We start from the raw sequence: 15660 nt of genomic DNA, 5'->3' as shown, positions 1-15660 counted from the left end.
TGTGAGCAAGGTATTCGCGCTTGCCGACCATGGCGGCGGATCCGTGTCGCTGATGGAGGCGCTGCGGACCGGCAAGCGCGAGATCACGACGCGTCATGTGCAGGCGCTCGATTCGATCAGCTTTGACGTGGCGGAGGGCGAGCGCGTCGGCATCATAGGCCGCAACGGAGCCGGCAAGACGACGCTGCTTTCGATCATTGCGGGGCTTACCGAGCCGACCTCGGGCTCTGTGGAGGTCGACGGCGACCTGCACGCGATGCTTACGGTAGGCGCGGTGCTGCGCGAGGACATGACCGGCCGCGACAACATTTTCCTCGACGCTGCCGTGCACGGCCGTAGCCGGCAGCAGGCCAGTGACGTCGCCGATGAAATCATCGCGTTCGCCGAACTTGGTGAATTTATCGATCGTCCGGTGCGAACCTATTCTTCGGGGATGAAGGCCCGGCTCGCGTTTTCGATGGGGGCGTTCATCAATCCCGACATTCTGGTCATCGACGAGACGCTCTCGGTCGGCGATGCCTTCTTTGCCGCCAAGGCGACGCGGCGTATGCAAGAAGTTGCGGCCAGTGGCCGTATTGTGATTGTCGTGAGTCACGGTTTGGGCTCGATCGTGGAAATGTGCTCACGATGCCTCTGGCTCGATGACGGCCGGCTCGTCATGGACGGTTCGCCGCAGGTCGTCACCAAAGCCTACGAGGCGGCCGTGCGTGAGGCGGACGAGGCGGAGCTGATGCGCAAGTTTGAAGGGAGCGTGGTGAACCGGGCCGCCCCCCTTCAGCTCAATGCCGTCGAAATCATTCAGCGCGGGGAGGCGCGCAAGGCGACCGCGCTCGCCATGGTGCCGTTGGCGATCGTCGCGCGCGGGCGGCTCGACTCGACCCCGCCGGTGCAAGATCTCGAGGTTGTTCTCACACGGGTCGACGGACGTTTGGTCTGGCGGCGGCGTCTTTCGGAGGTGGGGATGGCGCTGCCCGCGTCCGGTCCGTTCACGGTCACCATCGACATGGATCCTTTCGTGCTGGGGGCCAATCTCTATCGCTTCGATGTTGCGCTCGTCGGTCGCGGGGACGACAAGGAATCGATTTCCTGCGTGCTGGAGGTCGTCGACGAGGAAGGACAAATAGGTGGGCAGCCGCTGATCTTCTATCCTCCGCGGATCAGCGCGCGCCGCCTTGAGGACGTCAAGACATGATGCTGGCAGGTTTTGATCGGCGAGATCTCGGCATGCTGAGTAATCTCTTCCGCATGACGTTGGGCGACCGCTATCTGGGGTCGGCGCTGGGATTGGTATGGGCGGTGTTGTCGCCGCTGATGCTGATGTGCATCTTCACGTTCGTGTTCACCGTGGTTTTTCCGGGGCGGCTGCCGGGACGTACGGGCTCGTTGCCATTCGTGGTCTGGCTGCTGAGCGGCTACGGGCCGTGGCTTGCGATCAGCGAAGGCCTGTCGGCGGCAACGACGTCCGTGGTCGGAAACGCGGGCGTCGTGAAGAATATCGCCTTCAAGTCGGAGCTGTTGCCGATGGTGGGCGCACTGATGGGGTTGGTGCCGCTCGTCGTCGCGCTCGTTATCGTACTCATACTGCAGGTGGTTTCAGGAGAGATGCCCGGCCCAGGTTATCTGGCGCTACCGCTGATCGTGGCCCTGCATATCCTGTTCGTGTCGGGACTGGGATTGTTCCTTGGGGCGCTCAACGTCTTTGTACGGGATACCGCACTGGCGCTGCCGAATGTGCTCACCGTGCTGCTGTTCGCTTCTCCGATCTTCTACCCGCTTTCGTCCTACCCGGATTTCATTCGGCCTATTGTGCAGCTCAACCCCTTCTATGTCATCGCGGAATGCTACCGCACTGCAACTGTAGCCGGGTCGATGCCTAGCTTCAGGATGATCTGTTATCTGGCAGTGGTTGGCGCAGCTGTGTTCTGGGCCGGGCTGTGGTGGTTCCGGCGGCTCAAGTCGTTCTTCGATACGCGGCTGTAGCGGGTGGGCACCACGATGGGATGCCTCGTTGCGATCCATCAACCCAACTTCTTTCCGTGGCTCGGGTACTTTGACAAGATCCGGCGTGCCGATGTGTTCGTGCTGCTCGATGCCGTCGATTATCCGCGCTCGGGATCGGGGGGCATGGGATCGTGGTCGAACAGGGTGCGAATTGCTATCCAGGGCGAGGCGCGCTGGGCCACGTGTCCTGTCCATCGCCTGCCGTTGGGGGCGCCGCTCAATGCCGCGGAGATCGATGACGGCCGGCCCTGGCGCCGCAAGATGATTGCGACATTGCAGGCAAGCTACGGCAAGGCCCCGCAATTTCGTGAAGCGATGGCACTCTTGCAGCCTCTGTTCGAGCAACAAGAAACGAACCTTGCAACATTCAACATCACGGCCATCAAGGTGATCGCGGAGCATCTCGGCCTTGCGACGCGGTTTCTGCGGCAGTCCGAACTGCCGCATGCAGGCAAAGCGACCGAACTCCTCATCTCGCTCGTCAAGGCGGTCGGCGGGGACGCTTATCTCGCCGGCGGCGGTGCCGGAGGGTATCAGCAGGACGAACTGTTCGAGCAGCATGGCGTTCGTCTGGTCAGCCAGGGTTTCGTGCCGCAACCGTATGGCCCGCATGAGGCGTTCATTCCGGGCCTCTCCGTGATCGACTATCTGATGTGGGACGGGCGGCCAGCAACGGGATCACCTGGAGGCAGCTATGATTAGAGGGCACGTCATCGCGCTTACCGAAATTCGAAACGAAGACTCTCCGCAATTGTTTCACTGGATCAACGATCCCGATACGGTGCGCTTCAACGCTCCATTCTCCCCGGTTCACGAAACCACTCATGAGAGTTGGCTGAAATCGGTCATCACTTCAACAGCCAAGATCGTCTTCGCCATTCGCGCGCTTCCCGACCTTCGTTTGATCGGCGTAGTGCAGCTGATCGACCTTCATCCGATCCATCGCACCGCTGAGCTGACGATCCGGATCGGGCAGGAGGCTGAGCGCGGTCGTGGCGCGGGAGCGGAGGCCGTGGCGCTTGCGATCGATTTCGCCTTCAAGGACCGAAATCTTCAACGCGTGTGGCTCAGGGTATTCGCAGACAACGAAAGGGCTATCAAGGCGTACCAGAAGGCCGGGCTAACGATCGAGGGGACCATGCGCCGCGCTTGTTTTATCGACGGCAGGTGGACGGACCAGTTGGTGATGGCCAAACTTCGCGATTGCGCTTGAGTTTCACGGTGACGGACGGGCGCGCAACGTTCGCCGCGACTACGATCTGCTGCAGCAGACGGCCGGACGCCGCAATGTGAGATGGGCAGCACGAACGCGATCTTGATTAAGCTACGCGGCAACCGGGCCTCCGCCGCCGGGGTGGACGAGCCAAGCCAGCCCACCGCTTTTGGGCTTGTCGGACGGGTGCGGGACGTCTATGCACCATCTCGCCAAAGGCGCCTTACCTTGCGGATTTTATTCAGCACGCTGATTTGAACGCAACCACACCTACGAGCGTTAGACATGAATTCGGAACTGATCGAAAAGCTGGACCGCAAAACCGCCAGGATTGGTATCGTGGGCTTGGGCTACGTCGGCCTGCCGCTCATGCTTCGCTACAGCGAGGTGGGCTACAAGGTCATTGGCTTTGATATCGACCAGACCAAGGTCGATGCGCTTCGCGCCGGCCAGTCCTATATCGAACATATATCGAGCGCGAGCATCAAGCGGGCGACGGAGCTCGGCTTCGAGCCGACCACGGATTTCTCGCGGGCGCGAGAGGTCGACGCGCTCATCCTCTGCGTTCCGACCCCGCTCAACAAATATCGCGAACCCGATCTCAGCTTCGTGCTGAACACCACGGAATCGCTGCTGCCATATCTCCACAAGGGAATGGTGCTGTCGCTCGAAAGCACGACCTATCCCGGCACGACCGAGGAGGAACTGAAGCCGCGCATCGAAAAGTGCGGCTTCAGCGTCGGCGCCGATGTCTTCCTGGTCTTCTCGCCGGAACGCGAAGATCCCGGCAACCAGAACTTCTCGACCCGCTCGATCCCGAAGGTCTGCGGCGGCTGCACGCCCGCGTGTCTCGAGGCCGGCATCGCCCTCTATCGTCAGGTGATCGACAAGGTCGTTCCGGTGAGCTCGACGCAGGCTGCCGAGCTGACCAAGCTGCTGGAGAACATCCATCGTTCGGTGAATATCGGCCTCGTCAACGAAATGAAGATGGTCGCCGACAAGATGGGGATCGACATTCACGAGGTGATCCGCGCGGCAGCAACTAAGCCGTTCGGGTTTGTGCCGTACTATCCCGGTCCCGGCATTGGCGGGCACTGCATTCCGATCGACCCGTTCTACCTGACCTGGAAGGCGCGGGAATACGGCATGCATACGCGGTTCATCGAGCTCGCCGGAGAGATCAATTCCTCGATGCCCGATTACGTGGTGTCGAAGATCTCGCTGGCGCTCAATCAGAGGCACAAGTCGATCAGCGGCAGCTCGATCCTGGTTCTCGGCATCGCCTACAAGAAGAATGTCGACGACGTTCGCGAGTCACCCTCCGTGCTGCTGATGGAGAAGCTTCGCGATCTCGGCGCCAGCGTCGCCTACAGCGATCCGCACGTTCCCGCGTTCCCGAAGATGCGGGCGCATTCGTTCGATCTGTCGAGTGTCGCGCTCACCGAGGCCAATCTACGGCGCTTCGATTGCCTCCTGCTTGCAACCGACCACGACAAGTTCGACTACCAGCTGCTCGGCGCGCACGCGCCGCTGCTCGTCGATTGTCGCGGCAAGTTCCCCGAGCCGGCAGACAATATCATTCGCGCGTAGGCGATATCATTCGCGCACAGGCGATCTCGTCGCGGCGGCGGCTATCCCGCCCACCGCGTGCCCTTTCGGGTGAGACGGGTTCGAAAGCGGCGCACTAGCCGGCGCTTGCGCCTTGTAACTGTCCGCCCGCCGCGGTCGTCGACGCTGCCGTCGGTTCGAAGGCCGACCGCGGCGTAACGTACCAGAGCAGGAAAAGCAGACCGGTACCGTTGGTCAGCAAGGCCGTCGAAAGCGGTACATTGAGCAGAACGTGCGGCAGGACCCCGGCGGATAGCAGCACAAATCGCGGCGGCAGGCCTGACGACAGGCGATTGCCAAGCGCAATGATCAGGCCGCAACCAAGTGCGGACATCGGGGCGAATACGAGGCCGACCGAGGCGATTCCCTCGGTGGCGAACAGCGAGGCATTGAAGGAGCCGAGGTCGTAGGCCTTGGCCATCACGGCCCATATTGGCTCGTCGTAGGCGCATGCAGCCACGACCTTCACGACGTTGATCTGGCAGAAATGGGTCAGCGGATGCGCTGAGAAGTAGTTGTTGTAGACCTCGAGGGCGAGCGACGGGACCGCGATCATCCTGTTGTTGACGGTGCCGAAATAGACCATTCCGGATCTGAACGGAATCACGCCGGTCTTGACTAGGGAGACCAGGACAACGCCGACGAAGACAGGCAGGAATAGCGAGAGGATCGTCGTAAGCCGCACCTCCACCAGCTTGCAGATGAGCGCGAGAAGCAGCAGCCAGAACGGAGCGAACAGCGCCATTTTGGTCAGCATGATGGGATAGAACAGAACCATCAGGACCAGGGTGATCGCTGCCTGCCAGTTCCGCTTGCTGACGACGAAGCAGGCGAAGGCGAAAGGCAACAGGGCGTTTGAGGCGATCGAGGTTGCGTATCGAAGGAAGCCGGGAAACTCGATCTCCGCGCGATATTTGTACATCTCGGAGAGATCAACCAGCTTGAGGTGGTAGAGAGCGCCGATGCCGACGATTGCGGCCGAGGCGATCAGGATGACGGAAGGCATCATGTGAAAGGCGCGTGCCGGCATGACGATCGCCTGCTGCACAGGCGCGGTGATCAACAGTGCGGGGGCAAGGAATGCAAATCCTGAAAGCACGATCGAGACAAGCGCCAGGCGGTGATCGTAATCAAGCAGCGAAAATTCGATCAGCCAGAGATATCCCAGGATCATCATGTAGAAGTAGAAGCCGACGAGATAGCCAAAGCTGAAGCGTGCGATCGCGAACAGGATGACGACGGGGCTGAACGCCAGCACATTCAGGATGGCAGCTGTCACGTGGGTCTGGTCGATACCGGTGACACCCGGAAACGTATCGACGGCCGTGATGAAGTAGAGCGAAACGCAACACACCACGATGTGGGCATAGGCGAGCAGGGCAAGTTTGGCCTGGGGCCAACCAAGCTCTAGCTGAGTGATCCGATCGTTCATTCTCGCTCACCGCCGTATCGGGCTGTACGTTTGGACTGTTCCATTGCTGGTCATCGCGCCAGGCCGACTGGGCCCCCACGATCGCCAGACGATGGCACCGTCCTGGGCCTAGTGACTTGGGCCTAGGGACATGACACGGCGCCGATAAGACGACAAGAATATGCTTGTATTTTATTCCATTGTTCCTGCCCAATGGTGTCAATGCGGCTTGCTGGAATCTTGCCGCGCGTTTGCCGAACCGACGGCCTCTGGTAGACTGTCTGGATAATTGCACAGGCGGGATTGGATGAAGGGTATCATTCTTGCTGGTGGTACCGGGTCTCGGCTTTACCCGGTGACGATTGTCGTGTCGAAGCAGCTCTTGCCGATTTTCGACAAGCCCATGATCTATTACCCGCTCTCGACCTTGATGCTGAGTGGCATCAGGGAGATTCTGATTATCTCCACACCCCAGGATCAGCCGTTGTTTCGTCGGTTGCTGGGTGACGGCTCGGACTTCGGTCTCAAGCTGGAATACGCAAGCCAGGACCAACCTCGGGGCTTGGCTGATGCCTTCATTGTCGGGCGTGATTTCGTCGGCAAGGACAACGTCGCCCTGGTCCTCGGCGACAATTTGTTCTTCGGTCATGGGTTGCCGGAGATATTGAACCGCGCCAGCGCGCGAGCTTCGGGAGCCACTATTTTTGGCTATGTCACCAAGCGGCCCCAGGACTATGGCGTGGTCCAGCTTGATGGGGATGGACGGGCGATTTCGATCGAGGAAAAGCCACGTCTGCCGAAATCCAATCTCGCCGTGACGGGCCTGTATTTCTACGACAATGACGTGCTCGAGATTGCGTCCTCCATCAAGCCCTCGACGAGAGGCGAACTCGAGATCACCGACGTCAATCGCGCCTACATGGAGCGCGGTGAACTGCATGTCGAGATTTTGGGGCGCGGCTTCGCGTGGCTGGACACCGGGACCCATGCCTCGCTGGTCGAGGCCAGTCATTTCGTGCAGGTCCTCGAGCAGCGCCAGGGCCTTCGGATCGCGTGTCCGGAAGAGATCGCGCTGAGGCTAGGCTACATCTCCCTTGACGCCTTTCGCAGCGTTGCGGAGCGAAATGCGAAGAGCAGCTATGGCGAGTATCTTTTGTCGATCTATGATAGCTTTGGCAATTCGAGGCGGTCGCACTGAGGTCGACGCCAGTGGTGCCTAGCAAAGCAACGATCTTTGTCACCGGAGGAGCCGGCTTCATCGGCTCTGCCGTTATTCGGCGTTTGCTGAATTGCACCGACGCTTCGATCGTCAATGTCGACAAGATGACGTACGCGTCCAGCCTTCACTCGATTCCGTCGGAGCTAAGCAGCGAACGCTATGCCCTCTCGAGAACGGATATCTGCGACAGTCCGGGCTTGCGCAGTCTGTTCGATCACTACCGGCCTCAGGCCGTGATGCATCTTGCTGCGGAAAGCCATGTCGATCGCTCGATCGACGCGCCCAGCGATTTCATCCAGACCAATGTTGTCGGCACCTTCACGCTGCTGCAGGAGTCGCTGCGTTACTGGCGGGCCTTGGAGCCCGCGGAGCGCGACGCGTTCCGGCTCGTTCATGTCTCGACGGACGAGGTGTTTGGCACGCTGGGTGCGGATGGCCATTTCGTGGAAACAAGCCCGTATGCGCCAAACTCACCTTATTCTGCCAGCAAGGCCGCTTCCGATCATCTCGTGCGTGCGTGGTACGAGACCTACGAATTGCCGACCCTGGTGACAAATTGTTCCAACAACTACGGACCCTATCAATTTCCCGAGAAGCTGATCCCTCACATGATCATCAGGGGATTGGCCGATGAGGCGCTACCTGTCTACGGTGATGGTCAGCACATCCGTGACTGGCTGTATGTCGAGGACCATGCGGAGGCGTTGATCCGCGTTTTTCAGCACGGGAGAGTGGGTGAGACCTACAATATCGGCGGCAGGAGCGAACGAACCAATCTCGAGGTCGTGGAACTGCTCTGTACGTTGCTCGATGAGGCCAGGGGGGCCGAGATGGGCGCGCACAAGCGCCTGATCTCGTTTGTCAGGGATCGTCCCGGCCACGATCGCCGCTACGCCATCGACCCGTCCAAGATCGAGCGAGAACTCGGCTGGAGCCCGCAGGAGAGCTTTGAGGCCGGTATCAGAAAGACGGTATATTGGTACCTTAATAACAAGCCCTGGTGGGAAGCGATTCTTCGGCGAGGATACCAGGCCCAGCGGTTGGGATAGCGGACGCCCTTCCAGGCCCGCGGGGCTTTGGTTGATGCCTGGCGCTCGTGAAGCGCTTCAGACGTTCCCTGGCGAGAGCGGAGACCGAGGTCGTCGCGCCGGTCGTTCCGGCTGAATCGCGACTGTCGCTGCGCTGACGGGATTGGCCTGCTCGCGGCACGCTATCGGTCTGCCGACAGCGAAATTGAAGCGGAAATCGGGGCCGAATCAGATGTTGGCAGGACGAGCAATACCGGATATTCGGCGTCGGATGCGTCGAACACACCATTTGGCTGAAGCAGGTAAGGGCCGCCATGACTGAAACTCAACAGGCGATCGACGCCGCCAATGCGGCGTTCTGGGACGAACTGTGCGGCTCGGCGGCAGCCCGCGCATGGGGGATCACCGATTCCTCGATGGAGTCGCTGCGGCGCTACGACGAGAATTATTTCCACTTCTATCCGTATCTCGAGAAATACATCGACTGGAAGGCGATGCGCGGCAAGCGCGTGCTCGAGATCGGGCTCGGTTACGGCAGCGTCTCGCAGAAGATCGCGGAGAGTGGCGCCGACTTCACTGGTCTCGATATCGCCGCCAATCCGGTCACGATGGTCAATCACCGGATCAAGCAGAGCGGGCTGAACGGCAGGGCCGTTCAGGGCAGCATTCTCAGCAATTCGCTTCCCGACAATTCGTTCGACGCGGTTGTCGCGATCGGTTGTCTGCATCATACCGGCAACCTCGCCGCTGCAATCGCAGCCTGCCGCCGGCTTCTGGTGCCAGGCGGACGCCTCGTCGGCATGGTCTACTATGCCTACTCCTACCGCCAGTTCGTGCTCGAGCCGAAACGCGCGCTTCGCTATATGCTGCGTGAACTCGGCGGCTATCGCGGGACCTTCCGCGACGGTGAAACCGCCGCCTACGATAAAACGCAGGACGGTTCGCTGGCGCCGGCGACCGAATTCATCTCGGCCAGGTCGTTGCGGGAGATCTGCGCCGGATACTCGAATTTTCAGGCGGTCCCGGAGAACGCCGATCAGGAACGGCCATTCAAGCTCTGGAAGCGTCCCCAACTCCTTGCCTCGCCGATCCCGCGGTATTGCGGACTGGACATTTATTGGAGCTGCAACAAGTCGGGCGCGTGAGATTGCTGCTTGCTGTTTTTGGCCCGCATATTTCGCGGCCTATCGGTTATGGCAGGCTCGAAGCATCACGCCGCGGGCCGTGCCGCTGGATCGGCCCATACGCCTTGCCTAATCCCAAGTTTTCTGGGTAATGGACGTTACCGTGCGGCTTGCAAGGCCGCTTGTTCCCTCGGCTGTTCGGCTGGCTGCAACGGTCGGCCGCGAGACAAGACAGGGCCTGTTGCATGATCAGATTTGGCCTGCTCGGGTGCGGGCGTATCGCCAAGCGCCATTCCGATCTCCTGGGTGGCAATCACATCGAGGGAGCAAGCCTGGTTGCAGTCTGCGATCCGGTTCGCGCCCGCGCCGATGCGGTTGCCGCGAAGTTCGCCGTTGCGGCCCATCACGACATGGACGAATTCTTGGGCCGCAAGGATATCGACGCTGTCGCTGTGCTGACGCCGAGCGGCTTGCATCCCGCGCATGTGATCGCCTGCGCCAGGGCCGGCAAGCATGTCGTGGTCGAGAAGCCGATGGCGCTGCGGTTGCAGGACGCCGACGACATGATCCGGGCCTGCGACCAGGCCGGGGTCAAGATGTTCATCGTCAAGCAGAACCGGTTCAACGTGCCGGTGGTCAAGGCGCGCGAGGCGCTCGACGCCGGCCGCTTCGGCAAGCTCATCCTGGGGACGGTCCGGGTGCGCTGGTGCCGCGACCAGGCCTATTACGATCAGGACCAATGGCGCGGCACCTGGGCTTACGACGGCGGCGTGCTGACCAATCAGGCGAGCCACCATGTCGATATGCTGGAGTGGTTCTTCGGCGATGTGGTGAGCGTGCATGCCCGCGCGACAACGGCGCTGGCCAAGATCGAAACCGAGGACACCGCGGTCGCAACGCTGAAGTTCCGCAACGGCGCGCTCGGGATCATCGAGGCGACCACGGCGGCGCGCCCGACCGATCTCGAGGGCTCGCTGTCGATCCTGGGCGAGAAGGGCACCGTCGAGATTTCCGGTTTCGCGGTCAACCAGATCCGGCACTGGCGCTTTGTCGACGAGCTGCCGTCGGACAAGGACGTCGTGGAGAAGTTCTCGGTCAACCCGCCGAACGTCTACGGCTTCGGCCATCAAGCTTACTATCATCATGTGGTGGATTGCCTGGAGAACCAGCGCGCCGCGCTGGTCGACGGGCTCGAGGGACGCAAGAGCCTGGAGCTAATCTCGGCGCTCTATGAGTCGATCGAGACCGGCGAGGAAGTGGCGCTGCGCTTCACGCCGCGCTTGAGCCGGTTGGGTGTCGTTTCGTGAACCGGCCGGAAGTGCATCAGGCCAGCGTGCGCGATGTCGCGTTCGGCGAACGCGTCAAGGTCGTCGAGCCCTGCAACCTTTATGGCTGCACGCTCGGTGACGACTGTTTCGTCGGGCCCTTCACCGAAATCCAGAAGGGCGTGGTGGTCGGAGCGCGCACGCGCGTGCAATCGCATGCCTTCGTCTGCGAACTCGTTACGATCGGCGAGGATTGCTTCATCGGGCACGGTGTGATGTTCGTCAATGACACATTCTCCACCGGCGGCCCGGCGCGCGGACGCAAGGAGCTGTGGCGCGAGACGGTGATCGGCAACCGGGTGTCGATCGGCTCCAATGCCACGATCATGCCGGTCCGGATCGCCGATGACGTCGTCATCGGCGCAGGATCGGTGGTGACCAAGGACATCACGACGCCCGGCACCTATGCCGGCAATCCGGCGCGCCGGCTGCTGGCGAGCCAATAGGGGATATCTGATGCCGGTGCCGTATGCCGACCTGCAACTGCAATACCAGTCCATCAAGGACGAGATCGATGCGGCGATCGCCGGCGTCATCCGCGACAACGCCTTTATTCGCGGCAGCTATGTCGACCGCTTCGAGCGTGAGTTTGCCGCGGCTGCCGAGGTCGCCCATTGCGCGTCCTGCGCCAACGGCACCGATGCGCTTTACCTCGCGATGCGGGCGCTGAAGGTGAAGCCAGGCGACGAGGTGATCACGACGGCGCATTCCTGGATCTCGACCGCGGCGATGATCACCCATTCCGGCGCCACCGTCGTGTTCTGCGACACCGATGACGCGACGTTCACGATCGATCCGGCCGCGATCGAGGCCGCGATCACGCCGCGCACCGTCGGCATCATCCCGGTGCATCTGTACGGTCAGCCCGCGGATATGGACGCGATCATGGCGATCGCGCAGAAGCACAAGCTCTGGGTGATCGAGGACTGCGCCCAGGCCCATCTCGCGCGCTACAAGGGCCGCATGGTCGGCACGTTCGGCGAAGCCGCGACCTATTCATTCTACCCCGGCAAGAATCTCGGCGCGATGGGCGATGCGGGCGCGGTCGTCACCAACGATGCGACGCTCGCGGAGCAGATGGCCATGCTGGCGCGTCACGGCGGGCTGGTGAAGCACCAGCACCATGTCGAGGGTATCAACAGCCGGCTCGACGGCATGCAGGCCGCGATCCTCTCGGCCAAGCTGCCGCACCTGGAGGCGTGGACCGAGGCCCGTCAGGCCGCTGCCGAGGTCTATGATACCGGCCTCAACCAGATCGAGGACGTCGTGGTGCCCGAGGTCGCACCGGCGCGCAGCCACGTCTATCACCTCTACACGATCAGGCATCCGCGCCGCGACGCGCTTGCCGCCTATCTCAACGCAAATGGCGTGCAGACCGCGATCAATTACCCCACCGCGCTGCCGTTCCTGCCGGCCTATGCGCGGTTCGGCCACCGGCCGGAGCAATTCCCGAACGCGCACCGCGACCAGGGCCAGATCCTCTCGCTGCCGATCTTCGCCGAGATCACGCGCCAGCAGCAGGACGAGGTGATCGACCTGGTTCGGAAGTTCTGATCGCGGTCATCGGCCTCGCGCCAAGCGCGGGGCTCAACGTCGCTGCAGCAGAGGCCTCAGGAACAGATCCAGATTGGAGCCTGAGAACAGGTAGCCCTTCAGGCCGGCGGCACGCGCCGCCTCGAGATCGGTCGGCTGATCGCCGACCAGGAAGCTGCGTTCGAGATCGACCGGAAAACGCGCCAGCAGGTCATTGATCATGCCGGGCGACGGCTTGCGGCGATGGCTGACCTGCCGATACCGCTCCACGGTCCCCTCAGGATGGAACGGGCAGTATTCGAAGGCGTCGATATGTGCGCCGATCTTGCCGAGCTCTGCGGCCATCCAGCCGTGGAGCTCCTGGATATGCGCCTCTTCGTAGAGGCCTCTTGCAACGCCTGACTGGTTGGTCACGACGAACGCAAAATAGCCCATGTCGTTGACGGCCTTCACCGCCTCGCGCGCGCCGTCGATCCAGATCAGCCTGTGGCTCTCGAAGAGGTAACCGATGTCCTGGTTCAGGACGCCGTCCCGATCGAAGAAAACCGCCGGCCGTCGCGGCTGATCTCCGGAAGCGCTGCTCATGAGGTGATGATCCGTCCGTCTCCACAAGGCATGAGCCAGCTCAATAGTTCACAATGCCGCGCGCGACAATGTGGACTAGTCACCCCCCGGGTGGCCGGCGCTCGCGCTTCTCTGACATCAAGGACTATCGCTCGTCGGAAATCACCTTGCCGTCGTTCGGCAATGCGCCTGCGCCGACCAGCTCGACCGTGCCGCCGAGTTTCGTCACGGCACGCAGCGTTGCCGCAACCTCGTCCTGCAGCGACGAGGGCGGCGAAGCGCATTCGGCCTTCAGCGTCATTGCGTCGGCTTCGCCGGCACGCGTGACCACGAGGCGCAGCCGTCCGAGCCCGGGATGGCGCTTGCCGATTTCCGCGATCTGCTCGGGGCGCACGAACATCCCCTTCACCTTGGTGGTCTGGTCGGCGCGGCCCATCCAGCCCTTGATACGCATATTGGTGCGCCCGCACGGACTCGCGCCGGGCAGCGCCGCGGTCAGGTCGCCGAGCGCAAGCCGAATCCAGGGGTGATGCGGATCGAGCGAGGTCACCACGATCTCGCCGACATCGCCCGGTGCGACAGGATCGCCGGTGCCCGGCTTGACGATCTCCAGGATCAGCTCCTCATTGACCGTCATTCCCTCGCGTGCCGGCGTCTCGAACGCGACCAGGCCGAGATCGGCGGTGCCGAAGGCCTGATAGGCCTCGACGCCGCGCGACTTCATCTCCTCCTGCAACGACTTCGGAAATGCGGCGCCGGACACCAGCGCGCGCTTGATCGAGGACACGTCGCGGCCGCCCGCTGCGGCAGCGTCGAGCAGGATTTTCAGGAAGTCCGGAGTGCCGCTGTAGCCGACCGGGCGATAGGCCTCGATCAGCTCGAATTGCTGCTCGGTATTGCCCGGGCCCGCCGGGATCACCGCGCAGCCGAGCGCCCGCGCCGAGGCGTCGAAGATGAAGCCGCCGGGCGTGAGGTGGTAGCTGAAAGTGTTCAGCACCACATCGCCCTCGCGGAAGCCCGCCGCAAACAGCGCCCGCGCGCCGCGCCAGGGGTCTGTCTGGCGGCCCTCGGGCTCGAAGATCGGGCCGGGCGATGTGAACAGGCGGGCGAACGAACCGGGCTTGTCGGACACGAAGCCGCCAAAGGGCGGGGCAGCCTTGTGCAGGGCCGGCAATTCCGACTTGCGCAGCACCGGCAGCTCCGCCAGCGCTTCCCAGCTGGTGATGGATGCGGGATCGGTGCCCCTCAGCAAATTGGCATAGGCGGGCGCTGCCATCGCCTTGCGCAGCACCTCCGGCAGCCGGGCGAACAGGGCGGCGTCGCGCTGGGCCGGCTCGCGCGTTTCAAGGGCGTCGTAATGGTCGGTCATGGCGGATCCTTGAGGGAAGATGTGCGCAGGGTTACGTGCCGGCTGGCGCGTGCTATCAGACGGCGAGCGCTGACATTGGGACGGTTCCAGGGAGCACGATGGCTGAGGCAGAGAGCGTTGCGGCGGACGGGGCCGCCGACGTCGTCGCGAGGTTGAAGCGCCGCATCATCGACCACGCCCTGCCGCTGTGGTCGACGGTCGGCTGGGACAGCACAACGGGCGGCTTTGTCGACCGTTTGCATCAGGATGGGACAGCCGATCACGCCGCGCCGCGCCGCCTGCTTGTGCAAGCGCGCCAGATCTATTGCTACGCCAAGGCGGCCCAGATGGGCTGGTACCCGGAAGGCCGCGCGATCGCGCTGAAGGGGCTGGACTACCTGCTGGCCAAGGCCAAGGCGCCGGACGGCCGGCCGGGCTTCGTCTACAGCCTCACGCCCGACGGCGGCGTGCATGAGCCGTTGCGAGACACCTATGGCCACGCCTTCGTGCTGCTGGCGCTCGCGACCGTCTACGGCCTCGACCAGGACGCCCAGGTTCGCGCCGAGATCGACGCGCTGCTGTCGTTCCTCGAGACCCAGTTGCGCTCGCCCCATGGCGGTTTCCAGGAAGGCCTGCCGCCCTCGATGCCGCGCCGGCAGAATCCGCAGATGCACCTGTTCGAGGCGATGATCGCGTGCTTCGACGCAACGCACGATCTGTCGTTCCAGAACCGCGCCGGCGAGTTCTTCGCGCTGTTCCTCGCCAACCTCTACGACAAGCAGACGCGCACCCTCGGCGAATATTTCGAGGAGGACTGGTCGAAGATTCCGCCGGTCAGTGTCGAACCCGGGCATCTCGCGGAATGGGTCTGGCTGCTGAAGGGATTTGAACGCATCACCGGCTGCCCCACCGGGCGTCCGCGCGGCGAACTGCTGGCCTCGGCGCTGCGCTATCGCGACGCGGCCACCGGCTGCCTGATCGATGAGGGCGACGCCGAGGGCAACATCCGTCGCCACACACGGCGGCTGTGGCCGCAAAGCGAGCTGGCGAAGGCCTGGATCGCGCAGGCCGAGTCGGGCGAAGCCGGCGCGGCAGACGAGGCGCGCGCGGCGCTGGTGCTGCTCGAGCGGCACTATCTCAGCCATCCGGTCGGCGGCGGCTGGTATGACCAGTTCGACCGCGAAGGACACTCGCTGATTGCCACGATCCCGGCGTCGTCGTTCTACCATGTGCTCTGCGCGGTCTCGGAAGCGGAGCAGGTGCTCGGCTAGAACCGTCTTCCTGGT

At 62.6% G+C, this 15660-nt stretch carries 15 protein-coding genes; 12 read left to right on the top strand and 3 right to left on the bottom strand.

The genetic code is table 11. The features are described from left to right. Window position 1: 1 nt before the first annotated feature. The 5 genes from HAP48_RS47575 (at window position 2) to HAP48_RS47555 (ending at window position 4804) form a co-directional block, all read left to right on the top strand. Window positions 2–1192, top strand: a complete 1191-nt coding sequence (locus HAP48_RS47575) for an ABC transporter ATP-binding protein (protein ID WP_210292776.1) — start codon at window positions 2–4, stop codon at window positions 1190–1192. After that, complete coding sequence (locus tag HAP48_RS47570) at window positions 1189–1980, top strand: ABC transporter permease (RefSeq protein WP_166207617.1); 792 nt, start codon at window positions 1189–1191, stop codon at window positions 1978–1980. Before HAP48_RS47575 ends, HAP48_RS47570 begins: the two co-directional genes overlap by 4 nt. 15 nt (window positions 1981–1995) lie before the next feature. Then, window positions 1996–2703 (top strand): WbqC family protein, encoded by a 708-nt coding sequence (locus HAP48_RS47565; RefSeq protein WP_166207613.1) that lies wholly within the window; start codon window positions 1996–1998, stop codon window positions 2701–2703. Further along, entirely contained in the window at window positions 2696–3214 is a 519-nt protein-coding gene (locus HAP48_RS47560) for a GNAT family N-acetyltransferase (protein WP_166207611.1), read from the top strand. Before HAP48_RS47565 ends, HAP48_RS47560 begins: the two co-directional genes overlap by 8 nt. A 285-nt stretch (window positions 3215–3499) precedes the next feature. Next, the gene (locus tag HAP48_RS47555) at window positions 3500–4804 is read left to right on the top strand and encodes a nucleotide sugar dehydrogenase (protein WP_166207608.1); all 1305 of its coding nucleotides are present in this window, start codon (window positions 3500–3502) and stop codon (window positions 4802–4804) included. Window positions 4805–4898: 94 nt separating this feature from the next. Here HAP48_RS47555 and HAP48_RS47550 read toward each other — a convergent pair whose 3' ends face one another. Beyond that, window positions 4899–6254 (bottom strand): hypothetical protein, encoded by a 1356-nt coding sequence (locus HAP48_RS47550; protein WP_166207605.1) that lies wholly within the window; start codon window positions 6252–6254, stop codon window positions 4899–4901. A 286-nt stretch (window positions 6255–6540) separates the two neighbouring features. On the opposite strand from HAP48_RS47550, the gene rfbA reads away from it, so the two are divergent. The 6 genes from rfbA (at window position 6541) to HAP48_RS47520 (ending at window position 12483) form a co-directional block, all read left to right on the top strand. Beyond that, entirely contained in the window at window positions 6541–7431 is an 891-nt protein-coding gene (gene rfbA / locus HAP48_RS47545) for a glucose-1-phosphate thymidylyltransferase RfbA (RefSeq protein WP_166207602.1), read from the top strand. Window positions 7432–7445: 14 nt separating this feature from the next. Further along, window positions 7446–8501: a dTDP-glucose 4,6-dehydratase gene (gene rfbB, locus HAP48_RS47540; protein ID WP_166207599.1), complete on the top strand. Its 1056-nt coding sequence runs from the start codon at window positions 7446–7448 to the stop codon at window positions 8499–8501. Between the two features lie 293 nt (window positions 8502–8794). Further along, complete coding sequence (locus HAP48_RS47535) at window positions 8795–9625, top strand: class I SAM-dependent methyltransferase (protein ID WP_166207596.1); 831 nt, start codon at window positions 8795–8797, stop codon at window positions 9623–9625. Window positions 9626–9849: 224 nt separating this feature from the next. After that, window positions 9850–10911: a Gfo/Idh/MocA family protein gene (locus HAP48_RS47530; RefSeq protein WP_166207594.1), complete on the top strand. Its 1062-nt coding sequence runs from the start codon at window positions 9850–9852 to the stop codon at window positions 10909–10911. Then, a complete protein-coding gene (locus HAP48_RS47525; protein WP_166207591.1) occupies window positions 10908–11375 on the top strand; it encodes an acyltransferase in 468 nt (155 codons plus the stop codon). Before HAP48_RS47530 ends, HAP48_RS47525 begins: the two co-directional genes overlap by 4 nt. A 10-nt stretch (window positions 11376–11385) precedes the next feature. Then, entirely contained in the window at window positions 11386–12483 is a 1098-nt protein-coding gene (locus HAP48_RS47520) for a DegT/DnrJ/EryC1/StrS family aminotransferase (protein WP_166207588.1), read from the top strand. Window positions 12484–12516: 33 nt separating this feature from the next. Here HAP48_RS47520 and HAP48_RS47515 read toward each other — a convergent pair whose 3' ends face one another. Together HAP48_RS47515 and HAP48_RS47510 are read right to left on the bottom strand one after the other, a co-directional pair. Continuing rightward, window positions 12517–13047 (bottom strand): HAD family hydrolase, encoded by a 531-nt coding sequence (locus tag HAP48_RS47515; RefSeq protein ID WP_166207585.1) that lies wholly within the window; start codon window positions 13045–13047, stop codon window positions 12517–12519. A gap of 124 nt (window positions 13048–13171) precedes the next feature. Further along, complete coding sequence (locus HAP48_RS47510) at window positions 13172–14395, bottom strand: phenylacetate--CoA ligase family protein (protein ID WP_166207582.1); 1224 nt, start codon at window positions 14393–14395, stop codon at window positions 13172–13174. A 98-nt stretch (window positions 14396–14493) separates the two neighbouring features. Between HAP48_RS47510 and HAP48_RS47505 the strand changes: the two genes are divergently transcribed. Beyond that, window positions 14494–15645, top strand: coding sequence for an AGE family epimerase/isomerase (locus HAP48_RS47505; protein ID WP_166207579.1), 1152 nt, complete (start codon window positions 14494–14496; stop codon window positions 15643–15645). Window positions 15646–15660: the final 15 nt, after the last annotated feature.

It is taken from the genome of Bradyrhizobium septentrionale (assembly GCF_011516645.4).
Classification (GTDB): Bacteria; Pseudomonadota; Alphaproteobacteria; order Rhizobiales; family Xanthobacteraceae; genus Bradyrhizobium; species Bradyrhizobium septentrionale.
This window is presented reverse-complemented; position numbering and strand designations above follow the sequence as displayed.